This is a genomic window from Paraburkholderia sp. J94, assembly GCF_905220285.1.
GTDB lineage: Bacteria > Pseudomonadota > Gammaproteobacteria > Burkholderiales > Burkholderiaceae > Paraburkholderia > Paraburkholderia tropica_A.
This window is the reverse complement of sequence record NZ_CAJMZH010000015.1, coordinates 140,939-161,043: the sequence shown is the minus strand read 5'-3', so window position 1 is coordinate 161,043 and position 20,105 is coordinate 140,939. Positions and strand designations below refer to the sequence as shown.

Sequence of the window (20,105 nt, the reverse complement as noted above, 5' to 3'; positions counted from 1 at the left end):
GATCGATCGTCCTCCATTGCGAAAATCAGGCCGCGCCGATCTGCGTATCGGACACGGCGCGCACATCGATGCGGCGCGGCAGGATGCCGTCGTCCACGGCTTTGTCGGCGACACGCTGCAAGGCCGCAACATCGTCGCCGGTCACGAAACGCAGTCGCAGCGCGGAACGCTGCGTGATGGTGAGCGCCGCCGCGTCGGGCGTGCGCGTGAGCGTGCCGTAGACGCGCGCGTAGGCTTGCGGATTCGCGAGCGCCCACTGCCCCGCGTGCTGAATGCGCACGAGCACGTCGGCGATGGCGGCGCGCTTGAGCGGATCGGCGTGCGCCGCGCCCGAGGCGGTGATGAAGTTCAGACCGGTGTTGATGCCCGTGCCGTCGCGCAGCACGCGTGCGCCGCGCGAGACGGCGATGCCGTAGTACGGATCGAAGGTCGCCCAGACTTCGAGCGCGCCCGAGGCGAAGGCCGCGAAGGCGTCGACGGGCAGGATGTAGCGCACATTCACATCGTGGCGCGAGAGGCCCGCTTCGGCGAGCGCGCCGTAGAGCTGGAATTCGGAAATGCTGCCGCGCGCCGACGAGACCGCAATCGTGCGGCCCTTCAGTTCCGCGACGCTGCGGATCGGCGAATCCTGCGGCACGAGCAGGCCGAGTTGCGTGGGCGAACCGACGCGCGTGGCGACGATGCGCAGTGACGGATCGCCCGTCGCTGCCGCGAGCACCGGCAGGTCGCCGGCGGGCGCGATATCGACGGCATTGGCGCGCTGCGCCTCGAACAGCGGCGCGGCACCCTGGAAGTTCGCCCAGCGATAACGGTAGGGCGCGCCGTCGAGCACCTTCGCGGCTTCGGTGAGCGCGCGCATTCCGCCGGCCTGATCGCCGAGCACGAGCGTGACCGACGCGAGATCGGCGGCCAGCGCACTGCGCGGCGCTGTGGCAAAGCCGAGCGCCGCGAGCGATGCAAGCGGCGCGGCGGCGCACGCGCCGAGCAGACGCCGGCGCAGCAGGAACGACGTGGAAGCGGAGACAGAAGCGGTCATAGGCCCTCGCGTGCAATATGGCTGCAAGCGTAGCGACGATATGTACCGCTGAGAATTATTCTATTTCGATATGTTTATATCGAAACACTATTTATGTTTTGCATGCACGGCGCACCGCTTCCGTGCATGCGCAGTTCGCGGACTGCGTTTCGCGAACCTCACTTGGCGAACAGCTGGCCGATATCCTTGAACGCCTTGAATTCGAGCGCGTTACCGCACGGATCGAACAGGAACATGGTGGCCTGTTCGCCCACCTGGCCCTGGAAGCGGATATACGGCTCGATCACGAAGGCCGTGCCGAACGCGCGCAAACGCTCCGCGAGCGCTTCCCACTGCGTCCATTCGAGCACCACGCCGAAATGCGGCACCGGCACATCGTGGCCGTCGACCGGATTCGTGTGGGCGCTTTCCTGCGACGCCGTTTTCGGATGCTCGTGAATCACCAACTGATGGCCGAAGAAATCGAAGTCGACCCAGGCGTCGCTCGAACGTCCTTCCGCGAGACCGAACACGCGGCCGTAGAAGTCGCGCGCGGCAGGCAGATCGTAGACGGGAATCGCCAGATGAAACGGGGAAAGACTCATGATGCGCTCCGGTATGCGTGGGTGTTGTCGTAGGGAATTCGCATCATCATACGCACGGGCGTGGTTCAATAAAATCAATATATAATTTTCGAAAACATAAAGGAAATTTGTGAATGATCCGTGAGCTAAAAACGCTGATCGCCGTTGCGCGCGAGGGAACGTTTGCCGCGGCGGGCAAGCGCATCGGCCTCACGCAAGCGGCCGTCAGCGCGCAAATGCAGCGGCTCGAAAACGAACTGGGTTTCGCGCTATTCGAGCGCGAAGGACGCAATGCGCGCCTCAACGCGCGCGGCGAACAACTGCTCGTGCAGGCGCAGGAAGTGATCCGCCTCTATGGCAATCTGAGCGCCGTCACGGTCGATCCGGCCATCGAGATGCGCGTGACGATCGGCGCGATCGCTTCGGTGCAGCGCGCGTTGCTGCCCAACGCCCTCGCCGCGTTCTACCGCCAATGTCCGGGCGCGCGCACGCGCGTGATCCCTGGGCTGTCGATGGAACTCATCAATCTCGTCGATGCGGGCGAAGCCGATCTTGCCGCCATCATCCGGCCACCCTTCGCGCTTCAGAGCGATTTGCGCTGGACCTCGCTGGTGCGCGAGCCGTTCATGCTGATCGCGCCGCGCGCGGTCAAAGGCGACGACTGGATGGATCTGATCGCTACCCAGCCGTATATCCGCTATGACCGCGCGTCGTTCGGTGGCCGTCAGGTCGACCGCTTTTTGCGGCGCATGCAGTTGAACGTGCGCGAGATCTGCGAACTCGACGAACTCGAAGCCATCGTCAAGCTCGTCGAGAACGGCGTGGGCGTGGCGCTCGTGCCACAGACCGCTACGTGGCGAAAGTGGCCCGCCAAAGTACGCGCGCTCGATCTCGGCCATCACGTGTTTCATCGCGACATCGGCATCGTGCATCGCGGCGCGCGGCAGATGAGCGAGTCGGCGAAACTGCTGCTCGGCTTGCTGGAGCAACAGGCTCAGGACGTCCGCTGAGCCAAGAAAAAGCCACGGCGCGCCGCGTGGGCGACACCGTGGCTACATGCATTCGAACGCGCAGTGAGCGCTCAAATAAGCGCTCAAACGCCGTCGAACGTCATCACGCGCCGAGCGCCGGATCGCTATAGCTCGGACGGCCCGTCTCCACGTGGCCCGCGATGCGGCGCACGAAGGTCGCGTCGCTATCGACGGTGATCGTCAGGTCGTACCAGCCATGCGCGTTGCGCAGGTCGAGATAGAGTTGCTCGGTGTCGCCGCCGCGCACCGTGCGCTGGATCTTCGTGGTCGAATCGTAAGCGTTGACGATCGTGAACTGGCAGCGCGCATGGCCCGTGTTTTCCAGACGCAATTGCAGATTGCCGTTCGCCACGTCGTAGCCCTCCGCCACTTCCGGCCGCGCCACGTCGCTGCCAAACCAGCCCGTCTGCACCTGCTTGCCCGCGAAACGGCGCAGGAAGCCGTTCGGGCCGTGCACCGTGAAATCGTAGGCGCCGGTCAGGCCAATCGAGAGCTTGTCTTCGAGGCGCTTGCCCGCTTCCACCGTATAGGTGCGCGGCGCATCCGCACTGCCCGCCGTGTAGACGAGAAACACCGCGCCCGCGCGCCCCGTGTTGATGAAATGCGCGCCCGCCGTGCCCGTCGACACATTCGCGTTGAAGCGCACGAACAGCTCATACGGCAGCGCACGCGCGAGGCGCACGCCGGATTCCTGCTTCGGCACCGCGCCGACAGCGGGCGGCAACGGCACATAGTCGGGGTGACGGCTCTTGTCGGGCGGCGCATAGCCGGTGGTCGACGGCAGCGTGGGCAGCGCGGCATTCGGCGTGGCGAAGTCGAACGCGGCGGTCAGGTCGCCGCACACAGCGCGACGCCACGGCGTGATATTCGCCTCGCGCAGATCGTGATGGACTCCGAATCGTTTTTCGATGAAGCGGATCACCGAGGTGTGATCGAAGGTTTCCGAGCACACCCAGCCGCCGCGCGACCACGGCGACACCACCAGCATCGGCACGCGCGTTCCGAGGCCATACGGTCCCGACGCGTACTTGCTGCTGCCAGGAAAAATCTCGTTGGTAATATCGACCGTCGACAGACCATTCGCGCTCGACGTGGGCGGGAACGGCGGCGCGAGGTGATCGAAGAAGCCGTCGTTCTCGTCGTAGTTCACGAGCAGCACGGTCTTGCTCCACAGATCGGGATTCGAAGTGAGGATCTGCAGCACCTGATCGACGTACCACGCGCCGTAGTTCGCGGGCCAGTTCGGATGCTCCGAATAGGCTTCGGGCGCGACGATCCACGAAACCTGCGGCAGCGTGTTGTTCGCCACGTCCTGCTTGAGCACGTCGAAATAGCCGCCGCCCGCGAGCACGTTCGTGCCCGTGCGCGCGCGATCGTAGAGCGGGTTGCCCGGCTGCGCGTTCTGATATTGCGTGAAGTAGAGCAGCGAGTTGTCGCCGTAATTGCCGATATACGGATTGTCGCCGGTCCAGCCCCACGAGCCCTTCGCGTCGAGCCCCTCGCCCACGTCCTGATAGATCTTCCACGAGATGCCCGCGTTTTGCAGCACTTCGGGATACGTGGACCAGCCATAGCCCGCTTCCGCGTTGTCGACCACGGGGCCGCCGCCGCTGCCGTCGTTGCCCACCCAGCCGGTCCACATGTAGTAGCGGTTCGGGTCCGTCGAGGTCATCGTCGAGCAGTGGTAGGCGTCGCAGATCGTGAAGGCGTCGGCGAGCTGATAGTGGAACGGGATGTCGTCGCGCGTGAGGTAGGCCATCGTCGTCGTGCCCTTCTGCGGCACCCACTGATCGTAGCGACCGCCGTTCCAGGCGGCGTGCGTCGTGGGCCAGTCGTGCGGCAGATCCTGAATGAACTGCAGGCCGAGATTGGCCGCGGTCGGATGGAACGGCAGCACTTCGCCGAGTCCCGCTGCGAGCGGCTGATTCCACACCGGCTTGCCGTTGGGCAGCGTGATCGTGCGCGTGTCGCCGAATCCGCGCACGCCGCGCAGCGTGCCGAAGTAATGGTCGAACGAGCGGTTTTCCTGCATGAGGATCACGATGTGCTCGACGTCCTGGATGCTGCCCGTGCGATTGTTCGCGGGAATCGCGAGCGCGTTGCGGATGCCTTGCGGCAGCATCGTCAGGGCGGTGGCCGAACCGGCGCTCATCGCGGCGGTGCGGAGAAAGTCACGGCGGCTTCTCGAAGTCATGTTCTGGTTTCCATCTTCAGGTTGAGAAAGCACGCGCGACGCGCCGACGCCGATTCAATCGGCAAGCGGCAAAGGTCGCGCGGCCGGGGGCGTTAATCGGCGGTGTGAATCTCGGGTGGTGCGAGCGGTGCGTTCTGCGCGCTTTGCGTGCCGTCGTTCGCGGCGGGCTGCGCGGGCGAGCGCACGGCGGCTGCGGTCAACGCGGCGGTGCTGTCCGTGTTCCCGGCGGCATTCGATAATATGGAATCCGAATTAGGTGCGAACGCGGCAGCAGAAGGTGCTGGCGTTTTCCCTTGTGTCGAGGCAGGCTGCACATCGGCCAGTTCGCGCGCGGCGCTCGACGTGAGCGAGACGCGCGCGTCTTCGGCGCGATCGCCGCACGCGCTCAACGCGCTGACCGTCATGGCGCAGACGAACGTCACGGCGCACGCGCGCCGACTCGTTCGCGTCACGCGTGTCATGTGTGCGATATGCACGTTATGCGCGATGTGCGCCATCAGCGCCTCGGGCAAGCTCAAACGTTTGCGCGGCGCGCTCCGCCATAGCGGACGCACCGGCGCGAAATCGACCGTCATCGAAGTCTCCAACCAGAGAGAGGCACAACAACGGCTCGAGGAGCGGCCCGAGCGATGCGCTAACCGCGCGTAAGCAGCGGTAAGGCAACGCTGAAGCATAGCGAAGCTGCTTTTAATTTTTGTGACGAAACAGGCAATCCGCGCATTCACATCAGGCGCGTATGCACGGCGCGAAACTTCGTCAGCAAAATGAAGGCTTGCTCGATGCAGTCTTTCATTTCGTAATCGTGCGGCACGCCGTTTGCTCGCCCATGCGCGAACAAGGACTCGCCATGGCCCATGACATGAAGTCGAACAAGCAGACGAAGCCTGCGAGGCGCGCGAAACAAGCTGTGCGTTTTCCGAAGCCATCCGAACGCCAGGCAATCCTGATTGAACAGCGCCGCCTGAAAATGGCGCGCTCCCCGCACGCGTATGTGCGCGGCAACACCGCCCAGTTTTACGAATGGATTCTCGAAACCAACGGCAGCGCACTGCCCCACGGTCCGGCGATCTGGATCTGCGGCGATTGCCATACCGGCAATCTCGGGCCGGTCGCGAATCAGGACGGCAAGGTCGAAGTGCATATCCGCGATCTCGATCAGACCGTCATCGGCAATCCGGCGCACGATCTGATTCGACTCGGTCTCTCACTCGCGACGGCCGCGCGCGGTTCGTCGCTTTCCGGTCTGACGATCGTGCACATGATGGAAGCGCTCGCGGCCGGTTACGAAGCGGAGTTCGCGACAAAGCACAGGAATCCGAAACTTCCAGAACGACCTGATCCGGTTCACCTTGCGATGAAGCTCGCTGTGCGCCGTTCGTGGAAACATCTCGCGCAGGAACGCATCGAGGATCTCAAGCCGACGATTCCACTCGGCAAGCGTTTCTGGCCGCTCACACGCGAGGAAAACAAGGCGATCGCCGAGATCTTCTGCGACGAAGCCATCGCGAGCCTGCCGACCGGACTGCGCGGCCGCAATGACGCGGGCGAAGTCGAAGTGCTCGACGCGGCATATTGGGTCAAGGGATGCAGTTCGCTCGGACGCCTGCGCTACGCCGTGCTGCTCGACGTCGACGGCGGCGTGATCGAGGGCGACGATCTCTGTCTCATGGATATTAAGGAAGGCGTGAAGGCGGCGGCGCCGCGCTATGAAGACGCGTCGATGCCGCGCGACAACGCCGAACGCGTCGTCGAAGGCGCGCGTCATCTTGCGCCGTTTCTCGGCGAGCGCATGCGTGCGGCGCGCATGCTCGATCGTGCGGTGGTGATTCGTGAATTGCTGCCGCAGGATCTCAAGCTCGAAATCGACGAACTCGACGAGAACGACGCGCGCGCGGTCGCGTTCTATCTCGCGGCGGTCGTGGGCAAAGCGCACGCGCGGCAGATGGATCCGCCCTCGCGCCGCGCGTGGCTCGCGGAGCTGCGGCGCAATCGATCGAAAACGATCGACGCGCCGCTGTGGCTCTGGAACAGCGTCGTGCAACTCGCGAGCAGTCACGAAGCGGGTTATCTGGAGCATTGCCGCCGCTATGCGACGGGCGTGAGCTGAGGCGTGCACGCGATGTGAACGCGATAAGAACTGAGGCGTGAGCGGCTGCCCGCGAGCCGGCGAAGCAATCGGCCGGGCTGTTAAACTGGCGCGGTTGTGTCGTTGGCGCCGCGCATTGTCGCTTGTCTTCGTGTGTCGCGCGCCGCGCACGTTTTCCGAAGCCCTTCCCGTTTTTTCGCATGCTCGATCCGTCCGCCGTCGTCCGCGCACTCGCTGCCAAAGGTATTGCCGCGGACGCCAGTCAGCGCCTCGCGATCGACGCATTGCAGGCCATGCTCAACCGCGACGGCGCGCGTGCCACGCAGGGTGTGTATTGTCACGGGCTGCCGGGACGCGGCAAAAGCCTCGTCGTCGATACGGCGTTCGCGCTCGCGAACTGCCCGAAGCGGCGCATCCATTTTCACGAGTTCACGCGCGAGGTGAATCGCCGGCTCGTGCAGGCGCCGCGTAGCGACGATCGTCTCGGCGACGTTTCGCGCGCGTGGCTCGACGGCGTCGATTTGCTCTACTTCGACGAATTCCATGTTCACGATATCGCCGATGCCTTTCTGATCGGGCGCTTTCTCGAAACCGCGCTCGAACGCGGCACGCGCATCGTGCTGACCTCGAATTACAGCCCGGATAATCTGCTGCCCGATCCCGAGTTTCACGCGCGCTTCGAACCGACCATCGCGTTGATTGCGCGGCATTTCAAGGTGATCGCGTTCGACGGTGCGCGCGACTATCGTGAACTCGGCGCGGAGTCGGCGGAACCGCGCTACTTCGCGCCGCTCGACGGCACGCGCGAAACGTTGTGGTCGATCTATCGCGAGTACGAGGCGCAAAGCGCCGTGCATCCGGCGACGATCGAGGTCGCCGGGCGGCCGCTTGCCGTCACCGCCGCCGGCAAGCAAATGGTGTGGGCCGATTTCGATGCGCTGTGCGGCACGCACCGTTCGCATCTCGACTACCTGGCCATCGCGGAACGCTGGCAGGGCCTGATACTCGATGGCGTCGACACGGCGCAACTGAAGCGCGGCGACGTGCTGCAACGTTTCGTCTGGCTCGTCGATATTCTTTACGATCGCAAGCACGCGCTGTTCATCGCATCCGACCGGCCGATTCGCGCCGCGCTCGACGGCCTCGACGGCGCACACGACGTGTCGCGCACGACGAGCCGTCTCGCTGAGATGCAATCGCGCGGCTATGTGAGCAGTCTCGTGCATCGGCATATCGCGGCTTCGTCGTCGGCGGATCGGGAAACGATCGGCTGACGTCTTACGGATGCGCTGCGACTCTGCGCGCGCCGCAAGGATTTTTCATCTGTTGTACAGTCCGTCGAATCTCGACTCGAAGTGGACAGACAGCACGATGACTTCCCCCTCCTCTTTTCACCCCGTTGCGCTCGAACACGCGAGCCGCCTGATCAATCACGGTCCGACGGTGCTCGTCACGAGTTCCGACGGCCAGCGTCGCAACATCATGGCCGCGGCGTGGTCGATGCCGGTCGAATTCACGCCGCCGCGTCTCGCGGTCGTCATCGACAAGAAGACGTTCACGCGCGAGCTCATTCACACGAGCGGCACCTTCGGTGTTTGCGTGCCAGGTTTTGCGGCGATGGATCTGACTTTTGCAGTCGGCAGCATCAGCGGACGCGATGCGGATAAGTTCGAGCACTTCGGCATCGACGCGGTGACCGGGCCGGTGCTCGGGTTGCCGTTGCTCGAGAAAGGCTGCGCGGCGTGGATGGAGTGCAGGCTGATTCCCGAGAAGCACACCGAGGATGCTTATGACACGTGCTTCTGCGAAGTGGTGTCGGCGGCGGCCGATCCGCGCGTGTTCAATAAGGGGCACTGGGTGTTCGACGATAGCAACACCGATCTGCATACGCTGCATCATCTGGGTGCCGGGAATTTTGCGCGCGCGAGCGGGATGGTTAAGGCACGGGGGATTGAGGGTTAAAGGCCGGTTTTTAGTGGTGGGCGCGGGGTTTTCGACGGTTGGAGGCCTTGCGCGGGGTGTTTTTGATTCTGATAATTACCGAATACGTAGTGATTGATACAGATGGGCGTTTGCGTGGCTTTTGTGGGCTCAAACTGGAGCGAATGAGGGAGTTTTAGGGTCCGAAAGTCCGGTCATCCGTGGAACATTGGGGTTTGAGCCCCTGATTGATCGGCTGAATCGCTTGCTGGGCGGGGATTTTAGCGGTTTGTGCGATTTTTTGGGATTGTTTCACGGGGTTGGAGTTTGGAGGTGATTTGAGGGTGAGTTAGGCGGGTTTTTGCGCGCGTGGGAGGGTTTGGTGGGTGTGGGTTGGCTTGGTTATTGGGGATGATCTTGGCGTTATTTGACTGTTAGTTGCGTAAATGATGATTTGGCTGAAGAATGGGGGTGAGGTGTGTCTGTGTGCTGGGGGCTGAATGCAAGTCGTGGCTGGTTCAGGGGATGATTCTCTTCGTGGGCGGCTGACTCGTATCAGCGCGCCGGGCTGCCTCCTATTTCTTATTCGAGGTGCTGAAGGCCAGCGAACCCGCGCGAGCTACTGTGCAGCATATGCGCGGCACTTCATTGGCCGATCGACGAGCTCTGTGTCGAGTCGCGCGAACGGATTCACCTCTTGTGGATGGGCTGTGTTCGGGGGCGCTGGATCTGCAGGCCGGTGTGTTGGCGCTCCGGTATTCATCGGTTGGAGGATGCGAAGCCGCATCTTCTTCAATAGGCGGATAGACGTCTGACGCGGAGGTGCCCCACTCCGTACTGCTTGACTCGTGGTGCCGGTCACAGCCTTCAGCGTTCTGACGCAATGCGTCACCAGGCCGAAGCCAAGCGAAAGTCGCCTCCTTACTGAGCGCACGGCCAGCCCCGAATTGAAGCCGTCCAGAGCCGACACAGCTGTGTCGAGTCGACACACCGATGCGGGTTGCCGGTCGGGCATCGCTATACCTTAAATCCCGCAGTCACCGGCATCCCCATCACGGCGTAACGCCCCCGCGCGGACGGCAGGATGGCCTGTGTCGACTCGACACACAACGGTCCACCGCACATGCTCGTCGGCTGCAGTATGAGTACGGCAGGTCACGCCTCGCCTACGAGCGAGACGATGCATAGGGCGTCGCGCCGGCTTTGGCGGTCAGCGAGAGTTGTGAGTGTGTCGAGTCGACACAGAATTTGGGACCGGAGGAAATTGCAGCGCCGGTCAGACGAATGGCCGTTGTGTGACACATAGGTGCCCGCGTCGGGCAGTCCGAGGTGTGGCCGCGTAACGCGCTCGATATGTGTGTGTCGACTCGACACACATCATCGTCGCAAAATGACGGAGAGCTACCGCTCACTGACTTGGGATCAGGTCACGAGATTTTCGGCCCTCATCTGCTTTAATCGCAAAGCTCAATCCGGCCAGCTTCTAGCCGTGTAGCGATCTATGTCGAGTCGACACACTCCGAGTCTCAGGTCATCCGCCGTCGCCAATTTGTGATTGCTGAGCCACCGTGTGTCGACTCGACACAGATTTGGCAGCCGCTCCAGGCAGAGCAACCTTCAGTCGGCACCAGCTATTCCCCAGTCAACGAGCAGCCGATTCAGTCGCTGGGTCGCCGCGCTCGAGCTTGAGCGTCGAAGGTCTTGGCGAACATCCTGTGTCGACTTGACACAAAATCAGCCGAGATCAATTGCATCAGAGTTTGACCCAATTCTCGTCGCGGCCCCCAAAAGTACGTCAGCAGGACGCAGCGCACATTGCGACGGCGATGGCGTTCGAAGTCATCGCGCTGTGTCGAGTCGACACAGCCGCGGAGCGTCGTCTACAGCAGAGCAACACCACCATCACCACACTCATATGATCAACGTAGCGCCAGGCCATTGCGCTCCCCGACGTGTGTCGACTCGACACAGCAGACCGCCCCGCCGTATCAGGGTTGATTGCCGTGAGCGACAACGCTCCTCCGGGGATGACTCTCGCTCTCATTGCTCGACCTGTGTCGAGTCGACACAAGTCACCGCAGCGCGGCTGCAGATAGCCGCTCCCGACGTTCAGTGCGCGGTGATGTGCCGACTGCTCATCATGTGTCGACTCGACACATAGTCAAATGGCAAAGCCGTACTGCAAACGTCACGCGCAAGTACCTGAACAACACACTCCGTATCGTCAAGAATGCATGCGCTAATCGTGTGTCGACTCGACACACTAAAGAACATCACCGACCCCGCGTCATCAATCGTCGGCCATTGGCACGAGTAAGCCTGTTCCAGACAACTCCGCGATCCGCCAAATCCCGCCACTCTCCCACTCTGTGTCGAGTCGACACAGCCCCACCCCGAAAAACTAACCCAGCCACATCGACCCACGTCCTCAGCAAAACATTCGGCGCAGGCCTACCCGTGCGTCGACTCGATACACACTTCGCTCCGCAGATTCAACCCGGGCACGCCCGTCAACATCCATCACAGCTCTCCAGTACACGTCTACCCTGCTGTGTCGACTCGACACACGCCCCGCCCCGAAAACTAACCCAGTCATATCCGCCTACGTCCTCAGCAAAACATTCGCCCTCGGCCTAACTGTGTGTCGACTCGACACACAGTTCGCTCCGAAGATTTCCCCCCCGGCACGCCCTTCGACATCCATCACCTATTCCCGGCACACGTCTACCCTGCTGTGTCGACTCGACACATGCGCGGTCCCGAAAACCAATCCGGTCACGCTCACCGCCCCTCATCGCTAACCTCGCGGAGCACACGTCCCTCGCTGTGTCGACTCGACACACACTCCGGTCCGAACGATCAACCCCACGAAATCAATCAACACCTCAACCAACCTCTCCTTACACTCCAAACCTCTTGTGTCGACTCGACACACACGTGGCTCCGAAAAATCTCCACCTCTCGCCCACCCCTCTCTCCCACGACACACAACGTGTCGACTCGACACGCCCCAACACTCCCCACGACACTAATAAAAAAAGCCCGTATCAGCGGGCTTTAAATCTCAGCAAACGTCCTACAAACCGGCCATCACCCCGGCTTCACGTTGAACAGTTGGCTAATGAGTTCTCGAATCTGGGTCTCCTGCGCGTCGGAAAGCACGCCGGTTTTCAGCTTCACGGTGAAGCTATTCGTATCCTTCGTGATGCTGCCCGCGTGACTCTTCCCCGAGAAAATTTTCTCGATGCTGCGTTCCGACACGCTGCGCTCATCCACGGTCCGGTTCGACTGCGCGCCGATCGCCGCCGCCAGTTTGCCCTGATCCAGCGTCCCCGCCACCACCGCCGGCCACAGTTCACGTGCCGACGCGAGCCCCGCCGCGCCATGCTTCTTGATCGCCGACACGATTTCATCCGCAGCAGAACCACCCAGCAAACGCGGATTCAAATCGAGATCGAGTCGCACAAAGTCCGGCAGGCTTTCGAACGCGAGGAATCGATACAGACCCTTGCGCGACATACCCAGCGCCTCGGCCATGCGCGTGCGCGTCGGGAATTCGTGTTCAGCGCGACGCAGCGACTGCGCAATCTCATAGTCGGTCAGATCTTCGCGGCCGACGTTTTCCACCAGCGCGAGCACCGCCATGTCCTGATCCGAGCAATCGATCACCGATGCGCGGATCTCTTCCTCGTGCAGCAACACGTGCGCGCGCAGACGTCGCTCGCCCGCGATCAGCTGATAGCCGCTATCCGCGCGACGCACGACAACCGGCTCGATCAGCCCGACTTCGCGAATCGATTCGGCCAGCGAGGCCAGCCCTTCGTCGCTGAAAATCTTGCGCGGCTGCCACGGGTTCGGCTGGATCGCGTTCACCGGCAGCATGAGCTTGTCGCTCTTGGTTTCGAGTTCCTGAATGCGCTGCTGCGCGACCGCGAGCGCGCCCAGCATGCCGGGGCCGGTCTTGAATGCGCTGCTTCGGCGCGGCTCGGGCGGCGGTGCCGCGGGACGCTCGGTCGTCTGACGTTCTGCGGTCGAGCCGAGCTCGGCAGTCTTCGCCGCCATCTTGTCGCGGAATGAACTCACTTGCCGGCCCTCCATTGTTCAACGTAAAGATCGTCGATCCATCGCACGTAATCGGTGAGCGGCTGGCGCACGCGCGCCACCGTCTTGTCGGCCAGATCGCCCTTGCTGATGTCGAAAACCGTTGCCATGGCCAGCGCGCCGTTACTCATCGCCGAACTCGCCGGCACTTCGATCGCGCTCAGCCAATCCTTATAGGTGCGCTGCACCCACGATCGCACGACCGGCGCCGACGACGTCTTGCCGTAATCCACCTTCGACAGCAGCACCGAGACAAAGTCGTAAGTCTTTTCGTCGCCGCGCTCCATGATCGTGTGCGCGAGGTCGGAGAAGAGACTCCAGAACGACACCGAGCTAATGAAGTCGAGGCTTTCGGGGACCAGCGGCATGACCATCGCGTCGGCGGCCATCAGCGCGTTGATCGTCAGATACGACAGCGACGGCGCCGTATCGAGAATGATGTAGTCGTAATGCTGACGGAGCGTCTCCACGCCCTGACGCAGCAAGTCCCAGAACTTGAAGCCAGGGTTCTTGATCACGGTGCCCGGAATATGAAATTCCGCCGAGAACAGCGTCGGGTGTGCCGGAATAACATCGAGTCCATCCCAATAAGTCGGCTGCACAAAGTTGAGCAGGCCGCCTTCCATGTGCGGATCGTAGATGTACGGCAGCACCGTGCTGTCTTCCGTGACTTCCTTTTCCGCGTAAAGTCCGCACAGTTCCGTGAGCGACGCTTGCGGGTCGAGGTCGATCAGCAGCACGCGACGGCCGCGCAACGTCAGACCTTGCGCGAGGCACATCGTCGTCGTGGTCTTGGTCGAGCCGCCCTTGAAGTTGGCGACGAGCAGCACCTTGCCGTCCGCGTCGCGCACGCCGGTGTGCAGCGGCGTCTGATAAATATCCGAAACCTGCTGGACCCAGGTGCGCGCGTCGGGCAAAGTAAACACGCGACTGCGGCCCGAACCTTGTGCCTCGCCCTGCGGCAATCCTTCACGCGTGGCCAACAGGTTATTCAGTTTGATCCGGTCGATGCCGCACATCTCGGCAACCTGCGCCGACGTGAACGTGGGCGCAGCCTTGCGCGGCTTCGGCGCCAGCATCATTTCCCGAAGCTCTTCTGACAGGTGACCGGCTTCCTCCGCGAATTGCGTAACCGTCGACAGGTCGACGCGCCGATCAATTGATGGGAATTCGATAGTCTTTGCCATTAATACGCTTTTTATCGGAATTTGGATAAAGCGTAGAATACAGGAAAAGCGTTTCAGAACACACTGATTGAGCCCAGTATTTTAAAAAATCGACCTTTTTATTCGTCTTTTAACGGCTTCCTGGGCTTAGGTTAAGGCTCAGACCTTCGCGGAGCGGCCAAGCCCGCCAAGGGGCGTTTAAAGCGGTTTGCGCCTGCCTGCTTAAAAATTAAGCAAATCGTCAGTTGAATGTCAGGTCATGGGGCACTCTGCTATTCAATGCTGTCCTATTTTCTCGTGTTTATCTGACATACCTTTCGCGTCCGCGCGCAGAGGTCACGATTTTTGTGCGCTTTTCTTGAATCGCAGATTCAAGATGCCGCACCGCGATTCTGCGGTAACGGATTTTGTGTCGCCCATCCGATCGGGCCATCCCAGACCGCGGATCTCGCACAAATTCCGTTACCTTCGATCCTCATAGCTTCAGCGACATAGCGCCTCGCCGCCCCTCCGCGGCCGCAGCGCACAAAAAACGTGACCTTCCGCGTGCGATTCCGCCGAAACGCATTTCTGCAGAGTCGCAAACACGGATCTCTACCATGGGGGATCTACGCGCCGCCGAACAAGTGCACAAAAACCGTTACCGGGACACCGTTCGACGGGACTTCACGCTTAAGCGAAACGCCAATCCATCCATCCAGAAGCGCTGCACATTAAACGTTACCCTCCGGCCACCTCGCCTCCCGCGGCTGTCCGCACAAAAAACGTGACCTTCGCGGTCATCTCACTCGCACGCACAAAAATCGTTACCTGGCACCCCGTCTGATGACGGCTTCCCAGTGCCCGACATGCCAAAAAATCGTCTCGCACAAAAAACGTCACCTCGGAACAACGAGATCGCACACAAAACGTTGCCTCTTAGCTCCTCTTGATCCGCGAGCTTTCGCCTTTGGATCGCCGATTCATCGCACAGAGCGCCCGTCTCTCCTTCCAAACGCCCGAAAAATCTGCCCATTACCCAGAAATTCGCCTCCGTATTGCAAGGCAATCGGCGTCGAATTTCGCGCGAAGCGTCTTTTGCAATACGGGGTTGGTTTGTTTACTTAAAAAAAGAAAACCCACAAACCCACTAACAGCGCCCATCGAATGCTTGGCAATCAAGTACTTGCTCTCGAAAAGCACCGGTCTCTGTGCAAGAGGCAGCGATTTATGTGCAATGGGTTGCCGTTTTTTGTGCTGGCGATGTCGCGTTCTATGTGCAGCAAGGTACGGTTTTTGTGCCGGACCCCAATCAGCACCCCGCATCGGGTAACGTTTATTGTGTTGACTTGTATTTGAGGAGTGATAGAGTCGCGCCCAATATCGACGGAGAGCACACGAATGTCGGAGGACATCGGTCGAAGGACGACGACCCAGCAGATGTCGCTGGGGCTGTTTGAGGAAATGTCCGGGCAGCCCATCAGCGAGAGCACGAGGGAAATCGGCTTTCAGCGCAATAACGTTTTTGTGGCGATCAACGGGCTAGGCCTGTCGTCGCGGCGTTTCATCGACGCCGCGTATTTCATCGCGGCCCAGGAACCGATCGCGCACGAGACCTACGACGTCGACCTGAACTACTTCAAGTGGCTCATGCGTTACGAGAGCCGCAACGTGCGCCACCTGCAAAGCGTGATCAAGGAGGCGCAGCGCGTGCTGATCGAGGTGACCGACACGCCGCCCGACCGCGCCCCCACCGAGGACGATCAGTGGGTGTCCGAGCAGCTCATGGGCAGCGTCAAGATCGGCAAGGGGCGCATCCAGTTCCGCATTCCGCCGCTGATGCTGCGTCACATCACTGGCCCGGAGAAGCATCACTGGCTGAACCTGTGCATCACGGCGGCGTTTTCGCAGACTTTCGCGCGCGCGATCTACGACTACATCCAGCCCTTCGTGAGCGCGGGCCTCACCGACTGGATCGAGCTCGACGTCATGCGGCGCTGGCCCGGCAAGCTCGGCACGAGCGCGTCGGAGTTCAAGCACTTCCGGCCGAAGTATCTCGATCCCGCCGTCAAGCAGATCAACGAGCTTTCCGATCTCGACATCAGCTACGAAACGCGTGCGGACGGCGAGAGCTCGCGCAAGATCAACAAGATCCGCTTCCGCCTGAAGCGCAAGGACACCGTCGCGGCCATGCTCACGCGGCAGCCGAACGCGCACGATCTGCTGCTCACGCTCAAGGAGGAGTTCGGGCTGAGCAACAAGCAGTTCGATGTGATCGCCGAGCATCGCATGAGCTGGACCGACGAGCGCATTCAGCAGGCGATCGAGTACACGCGTTTCCGTCTGAACCAGGGCAAGGTCACCAAGAGTCCGGCCGGTTATCTGATGAAGGCGCTCAGCCACAACTGGCAGGTGTCCGAGGCCGAACGCAAGATGGTCGCGATCCAGACCGAGCTTGCCACCGCCGAAACGGTCAAGGAGGCGGCGAAGGAAGCCGCGAAGGCCGAGGCGGGCGCCGCCGTGAAACAGAGCATCGCCACGCGCGACGAAGAGGCGCGCACGCGCCGCAACGACGAGGTGCAGCGCGGCCGCGAGCACTTCGAATCGGCCGACGAGAAGACCCGCAAGGAGCTTGTGCGCCTCTATATCGCTTCGCAGGCGGGCAAGCTGATGTTGCGTCGTCTGAAACTCGAGGCTGGCGCGCTGTCCGACGCGAACATCCTCAATCACTCGGATTTGTCGTGGTATTTCGGCCAGTTCGTGTACGGCAAGCTCAAGCAGAGCGCGGCGTAAAGGTGTGAACGCACACGTTGCGACGGCCCGAAATCGTCGATTTCGGGCTGAATTGCCTATTGCGTGCACGCACCGGGGCGGCGTGTCGCGCTAGACGTGAATTAGTTGCAAAATCAGGCGTTTAGTCGAATTGTCCCAACGCGTGTTCACAGAGTTTTCAACAAAATCTGTGGATAAGTTAGACATGATCCTGCGCGGTCATTCATATCGTCGTCGAAACTGTCAAGCGCAATTCCATCGCCCGTGATTCAATCGGATTCCTGATTAATTTCGCTGCTTCATACCGCTGCCGCGACGGGCATCGCGGTCGTCATCGCCGCGTTCGCGAGCACACCCAGCATCGTCCCCCGGCATAGCGAGGTCCCGCATCGGCAAGCGTACTGGCGCTGCGCCTCGTCGGCCTCGCATTGCTCGATCACCAGCGCATAGTCGATGAACAGCTCCTCGCCGGGCGCGATGTCGCGGACGGCTTCGATAAAGACGCGTCCATCGTCCTCGATCGCCTCGCAATTCGCGGCGCACGCGTGATTGAGCCAGCGTGCGCCGTTGCCGCCGCGGCCGCCGTCGATCACGCGTCCATCGGAGAGCCCGAACAGAAACGTGTGGCCCGTATCGTCGCGGCGCGCGTTCCAGCGCGTGGCCTCGCGCCACGTCGTCACCTTGCCCTTGTATTCGAAGATGCGCTCGCCGGCCCGCAGCGGACGCAGCGCGAAGACGCCTTTGCCATGCACCGGCGATTGCCGGACGGTCATACGTTTCATAGTCGCCGCCGTGAGGATGAGGGGATGGGCGTGTCGAGTATAAGTCGAGAAAATGACGGCGAATCAATGATGCGCGTGGCGCGAGAAAATGGCGGCCCGCGAGGGCGCGAGGTCACCCTTCTGGTGCAGCGCGCGGGCGTAAAACGGTCGATGCAGCGGACGCATCCGATGCGTTGAATGCGGCCTATGCGCCCGTCTTCAGCGTGAGCAGGTTGGCGTCGCGCGCGAGCACCCAGCCGCCCGCCTCGCGCCGATAGATCGACAGCACGTTGCCTGTGCGGCGCGTGGCGTCGCCGCCGGCGCGCGGGATCACGCGCACATCGAGTTCGCTCCAGCAGTACGCGAGGTCGCCCGATACCGCGAGTTCCCGCACCTCGCCCGACGACTCGATGCGATGCGTGACGAGCAGGGCCGCGAGCGCATCGGCGAAGGCCTGACGCCCGCGCATGGGCGGCTGCCCGGCCACGAGGAACACGACGTCCCCGGCGATCAGCCCGAGCAGCGTGTCGATGTCGCCAGCGGCCGTTGCGGCGTGCCAGCGCGCGATCAGATCGCGAATCGGCGTGTCGTCGTTCATCTCAACTCTCCTGGGTCCATTGACGGTGCGCGGCGGCGCGGAACGCGACCGGCGTGAGGCCCGTCTGCTTGCGGAAATAGCGGCTGAAGTAGGCGCTGTCCTCGAAGCCCATCGCGTGCGCGATCTGCTTGACGCTCAGCGCCGAATAGACGAGGTCGCGCTGCGCCTCGCGAATCAGGTGCTCGTTGACCACCTCAGTGGGCGACTGCGCGAGCGCCTCGCGGCAGATACGCGCGAGCTGCGCGGGCGCGACGCCCAGACGCTGCGCGTAGAACGCCACGGGCCGATGCTCGCGCCCATGCGCCGCCACGAACTCGCGAAAGCGCCGCAGCAGCTCCGCGCGCCGGTCGCCCGCTGCGGCGGCGGGTGCCGCCGCGAGGTCGCTTAAACGCGCGACATGGACGAATAGCGCCGCCATCAGCGCCATGCCCGCGGCGGCGTGGCTCCGCCTGCCGCTGCGGTATTCCTGTTCGAGCAAGGCGAACAGCGGCGCGAGCATGCCGACGCTCGGATCGGTCCCGCGCACCGGAATCACGGCGGCGCGCGCGAAGATCGCGGCGATGCCGGGCGCGGTGACGTCCACGAGCGCTTCGAGCGGACGCTGCGCCGCTGTGATCACGAGACCGTCGATCTGCGGCGTGAACGCGAACGCATGCACCGTTTGCGCGGGCAGCACGACGAGGCAGGGCGGTTCGAACGCGTGCCTGACGCCGTCGATGATGACGTGGCCGCCGCCGCCGCGTATGTACAGCAATTGCAGCAGCGCGTCGTGCCGATGCGCCGCGATCTGCCAGTCGTTCGGGCGGCTGCGCTCGGGAATCCATTCGAAATTGAACGCACCATAGCCCGGCGGTCGCGCCGACTCGCCGTACAGGTCGTAGTTAGGGATTCTCCGCATGCAGTCTTGCCTCCTGCGTACAAATTGTCCTGCTCATCGACACGTTTGTCCACTTCGCTCATGAACCTCGCCTCTATACTTTTTCACACATCCAGGCCGCAAGACGAAAGCCTCGGCAAGCGTACTCGTCAATTCGATAAGGATTCCAGATGAATGATGAAGGGCAGAAAAACATGCGGACGGATTGGCTGCAACTCGACGATCAGGTCTGCGTGATAACGGGCGCGGCGGGCGGCATCGGTGCGGCGATTGCGCAGACTTTTGCGGCCTCGGGCGCGCGTGTCGTCCTGCTCGATCGCGACTTCGACAAGGCGCAGATTCTGGCGGCGCAATTGCAGGAACAGACGCAAAAACAGGCCATCGCCATCGGCTGCGATATCGGCGACGCGGCGAGTGTCGCGGACGCCGCCGCGCGCGTGGCGCGCGAATTCGGCGCGGCGCACGTGCTGGTCAACAACGCGGGACTGCTGCGTCCGGGCGGCATCGAATCGCTGTCGCTCGAAGACTGGAACGCGATGCTGCGCGTGAATCTCACCGGCTACCTGCTGTGTTCGCAGGCGTTCGGCAAGCCGATGCTCGCGCGCGGCTCGGGCGCGCTCGTGCATGTCGCGTCGATCGCGGCGCGTTATCCGCAAACGCATAGCGGCGCGTACAGCGCGAGCAAGGCCGCCGTCGCGATGCTCGCGCGCCAGCTCGCGGCCGAGTGGGGCCCGCGCGGCGTGCGCAGCAATACCGTGTGTCCCGGCATGATCCGCACGCCGCTTTCCGCGTCCTTTTACACGCAGAGCGATATCGAGGCGCGGCGCAGCGCGATGATCGCGAGCCGGCGTATCGGCGAGCCGCAGGACATCGCCGACGTGGTGGCGTTTCTCGCGAGCGCGCGCGCCGCTTACGTGAACGGCGCGGAACTCGTGGTGGACGGCGGCCTCGACGCGATGCTGATGGATCTCGTGCCGCGTCCTGGCTACGAAGGCGCGGCGACACGCTAACGCGCCTATGC

General features: G+C 62.3%; 15 protein-coding genes. 6 read left to right on the top strand and 9 right to left on the bottom strand.

Annotation, left to right across the window (positions count from 1 at the left end; translation table 11 throughout):
• Positions 1 to 25 precede the first annotated feature (25 nt).
• Positions 26 to 1,036 carry an ABC transporter substrate-binding protein gene (locus U4Y88_RS28555; protein ID WP_224012731.1) on the bottom strand — a complete coding sequence of 337 codons (1,011 nt, stop codon included), beginning with the start codon at positions 1,034 to 1,036 and terminating at the stop codon, positions 26 to 28.
• A gap of 158 nt (positions 1,037 to 1,194) precedes the next feature.
• Positions 1,195 to 1,620, bottom strand: coding sequence for a VOC family protein (locus tag U4Y88_RS28550; protein WP_224012732.1), 426 nt, complete (start codon positions 1,618 to 1,620; stop codon positions 1,195 to 1,197).
• Between the two features lie 113 nt (positions 1,621 to 1,733).
• On the opposite strand from U4Y88_RS28550, the gene U4Y88_RS28545 reads away from it, so the two are divergent.
• Positions 1,734 to 2,609 (top strand): LysR family transcriptional regulator, encoded by an 876-nt coding sequence (locus U4Y88_RS28545; protein WP_321787894.1) that lies wholly within the window; start codon positions 1,734 to 1,736, stop codon positions 2,607 to 2,609.
• Positions 2,610 to 2,712: 103 nt separating this feature from the next.
• Here U4Y88_RS28545 and U4Y88_RS28540 read toward each other — a convergent pair whose 3' ends face one another.
• Both U4Y88_RS28540 and U4Y88_RS28535 read right to left on the bottom strand, forming a co-directional pair.
• Complete coding sequence (locus tag U4Y88_RS28540; protein ID WP_321787892.1) at positions 2,713 to 4,824, bottom strand: phosphocholine-specific phospholipase C; 2,112 nt, start codon at positions 4,822 to 4,824, stop codon at positions 2,713 to 2,715.
• Between the two features lie 92 nt (positions 4,825 to 4,916).
• Positions 4,917 to 5,399 (bottom strand): hypothetical protein, encoded by a 483-nt coding sequence (locus tag U4Y88_RS28535; protein WP_321787890.1) that lies wholly within the window; start codon positions 5,397 to 5,399, stop codon positions 4,917 to 4,919.
• Positions 5,400 to 5,671: 272 nt separating this feature from the next.
• Between U4Y88_RS28535 and U4Y88_RS28530 the strand changes: the two genes are divergently transcribed.
• The 3 genes from U4Y88_RS28530 to U4Y88_RS28520 all read left to right on the top strand — a co-directional run bounded on the left by U4Y88_RS28530 (position 5,672) and on the right by U4Y88_RS28520 (position 8,872).
• The gene (locus U4Y88_RS28530; protein WP_415774515.1) at positions 5,672 to 6,931 is read left to right on the top strand and encodes a DUF2252 family protein; all 1,260 of its coding nucleotides are present in this window, start codon (positions 5,672 to 5,674) and stop codon (positions 6,929 to 6,931) included.
• A gap of 179 nt (positions 6,932 to 7,110) precedes the next feature.
• The gene (zapE, locus tag U4Y88_RS28525; protein WP_321787888.1) at positions 7,111 to 8,184 is read left to right on the top strand and encodes a cell division protein ZapE; all 1,074 of its coding nucleotides are present in this window, start codon (positions 7,111 to 7,113) and stop codon (positions 8,182 to 8,184) included.
• 97 nt (positions 8,185 to 8,281) lie between these two features.
• Complete coding sequence (locus U4Y88_RS28520) at positions 8,282 to 8,872, top strand: flavin reductase family protein (protein ID WP_224012737.1); 591 nt, start codon at positions 8,282 to 8,284, stop codon at positions 8,870 to 8,872.
• Between the two features lie 3,048 nt (positions 8,873 to 11,920).
• Here U4Y88_RS28520 and U4Y88_RS28515 read toward each other — a convergent pair.
• Positions 11,921 to 12,913 carry a ParB/RepB/Spo0J family partition protein gene (locus U4Y88_RS28515; RefSeq protein ID WP_224012738.1) on the bottom strand — a complete coding sequence of 331 codons (993 nt, stop codon included), beginning with the start codon at positions 12,911 to 12,913 and terminating at the stop codon, positions 11,921 to 11,923.
• A complete protein-coding gene (locus U4Y88_RS28510; RefSeq protein ID WP_065061489.1) occupies positions 12,910 to 14,118 on the bottom strand; it encodes an AAA family ATPase in 1,209 nt (402 codons plus the stop codon). The genes U4Y88_RS28515 and U4Y88_RS28510 overlap by 4 nt, the downstream gene beginning before the upstream one ends.
• A gap of 1,359 nt (positions 14,119 to 15,477) precedes the next feature.
• Here U4Y88_RS28510 and U4Y88_RS28505 point away from each other — a divergent pair.
• Entirely contained in the window at positions 15,478 to 16,869 is a 1,392-nt protein-coding gene (locus U4Y88_RS28505) for a replication initiation protein (protein ID WP_224012739.1), read from the top strand.
• A 278-nt stretch (positions 16,870 to 17,147) separates the two neighbouring features.
• Here U4Y88_RS28505 and U4Y88_RS28500 read toward each other — a convergent pair whose 3' ends face one another.
• The 3 genes from U4Y88_RS28500 to U4Y88_RS28490 form a co-directional block, all read right to left on the bottom strand.
• Positions 17,148 to 17,630, bottom strand: a complete 483-nt coding sequence (locus tag U4Y88_RS28500) for an SET domain-containing protein (protein WP_224012740.1) — start codon at positions 17,628 to 17,630, stop codon at positions 17,148 to 17,150.
• A gap of 184 nt (positions 17,631 to 17,814) precedes the next feature.
• Positions 17,815 to 18,207, bottom strand: coding sequence for an SgcJ/EcaC family oxidoreductase (locus U4Y88_RS28495; protein WP_321787886.1), 393 nt, complete (start codon positions 18,205 to 18,207; stop codon positions 17,815 to 17,817).
• 1 nt (position 18,208) lies between these two features.
• Positions 18,209 to 19,105 carry a helix-turn-helix domain-containing protein gene (locus U4Y88_RS28490; RefSeq protein ID WP_321787884.1) on the bottom strand — a complete coding sequence of 299 codons (897 nt, stop codon included), beginning with the start codon at positions 19,103 to 19,105 and terminating at the stop codon, positions 18,209 to 18,211.
• A 173-nt stretch (positions 19,106 to 19,278) separates the two neighbouring features.
• Between U4Y88_RS28490 and U4Y88_RS28485 the strand changes: the two genes are divergently transcribed.
• A complete protein-coding gene (locus U4Y88_RS28485) occupies positions 19,279 to 20,094 on the top strand; it encodes an SDR family NAD(P)-dependent oxidoreductase (protein WP_415774514.1) in 816 nt (271 codons plus the stop codon).
• Positions 20,095 to 20,105 lie beyond the last annotated feature (11 nt).

Excerpts from the sequence above, each read along its gene's own strand:
- U4Y88_RS28500 (WP_224012740.1), bottom strand. The coding sequence starts at position 17,630 with ATGAAACGTATGACCGTCCGGCAATCGCCGGTGCATGGCAAAGGCGTC.
- U4Y88_RS28520 (WP_224012737.1), top strand. The coding sequence starts at position 8,282 with ATGACTTCCCCCTCCTCTTTTCACCCCGTTGCGCTCGAACACGCGAGC.
- U4Y88_RS28490 (WP_321787884.1), bottom strand. The coding sequence starts at position 19,105 with ATGCGGAGAATCCCTAACTACGACCTGTACGGCGAGTCGGCGCGACCG.
- U4Y88_RS28545 (WP_321787894.1), top strand. The coding sequence starts at position 1,734 with ATGATCCGTGAGCTAAAAACGCTGATCGCCGTTGCGCGCGAGGGAACG.
- U4Y88_RS28535 (WP_321787890.1), bottom strand. The coding sequence starts at position 5,399 with ATGACGGTCGATTTCGCGCCGGTGCGTCCGCTATGGCGGAGCGCGCCG.
- U4Y88_RS28550 (WP_224012732.1), bottom strand. The coding sequence starts at position 1,620 with ATGAGTCTTTCCCCGTTTCATCTGGCGATTCCCGTCTACGATCTGCCT.
- U4Y88_RS28505 (WP_224012739.1), top strand. The coding sequence starts at position 15,478 with ATGTCGGAGGACATCGGTCGAAGGACGACGACCCAGCAGATGTCGCTG.
- zapE (WP_321787888.1), top strand. The coding sequence starts at position 7,111 with ATGCTCGATCCGTCCGCCGTCGTCCGCGCACTCGCTGCCAAAGGTATT.
- U4Y88_RS28540 (WP_321787892.1), bottom strand. The coding sequence starts at position 4,824 with ATGACTTCGAGAAGCCGCCGTGACTTTCTCCGCACCGCCGCGATGAGC.
- U4Y88_RS28495 (WP_321787886.1), bottom strand. The coding sequence starts at position 18,207 with ATGAACGACGACACGCCGATTCGCGATCTGATCGCGCGCTGGCACGCC.
- U4Y88_RS28530 (WP_415774515.1), top strand. The coding sequence starts at position 5,672 with ATGGCCCATGACATGAAGTCGAACAAGCAGACGAAGCCTGCGAGGCGC.
- U4Y88_RS28510 (WP_065061489.1), bottom strand. The coding sequence starts at position 14,118 with ATGGCAAAGACTATCGAATTCCCATCAATTGATCGGCGCGTCGACCTG.
- U4Y88_RS28555 (WP_224012731.1), bottom strand. The coding sequence starts at position 1,036 with ATGACCGCTTCTGTCTCCGCTTCCACGTCGTTCCTGCTGCGCCGGCGT.
- U4Y88_RS28485 (WP_415774514.1), top strand. The coding sequence starts at position 19,279 with ATGCGGACGGATTGGCTGCAACTCGACGATCAGGTCTGCGTGATAACG.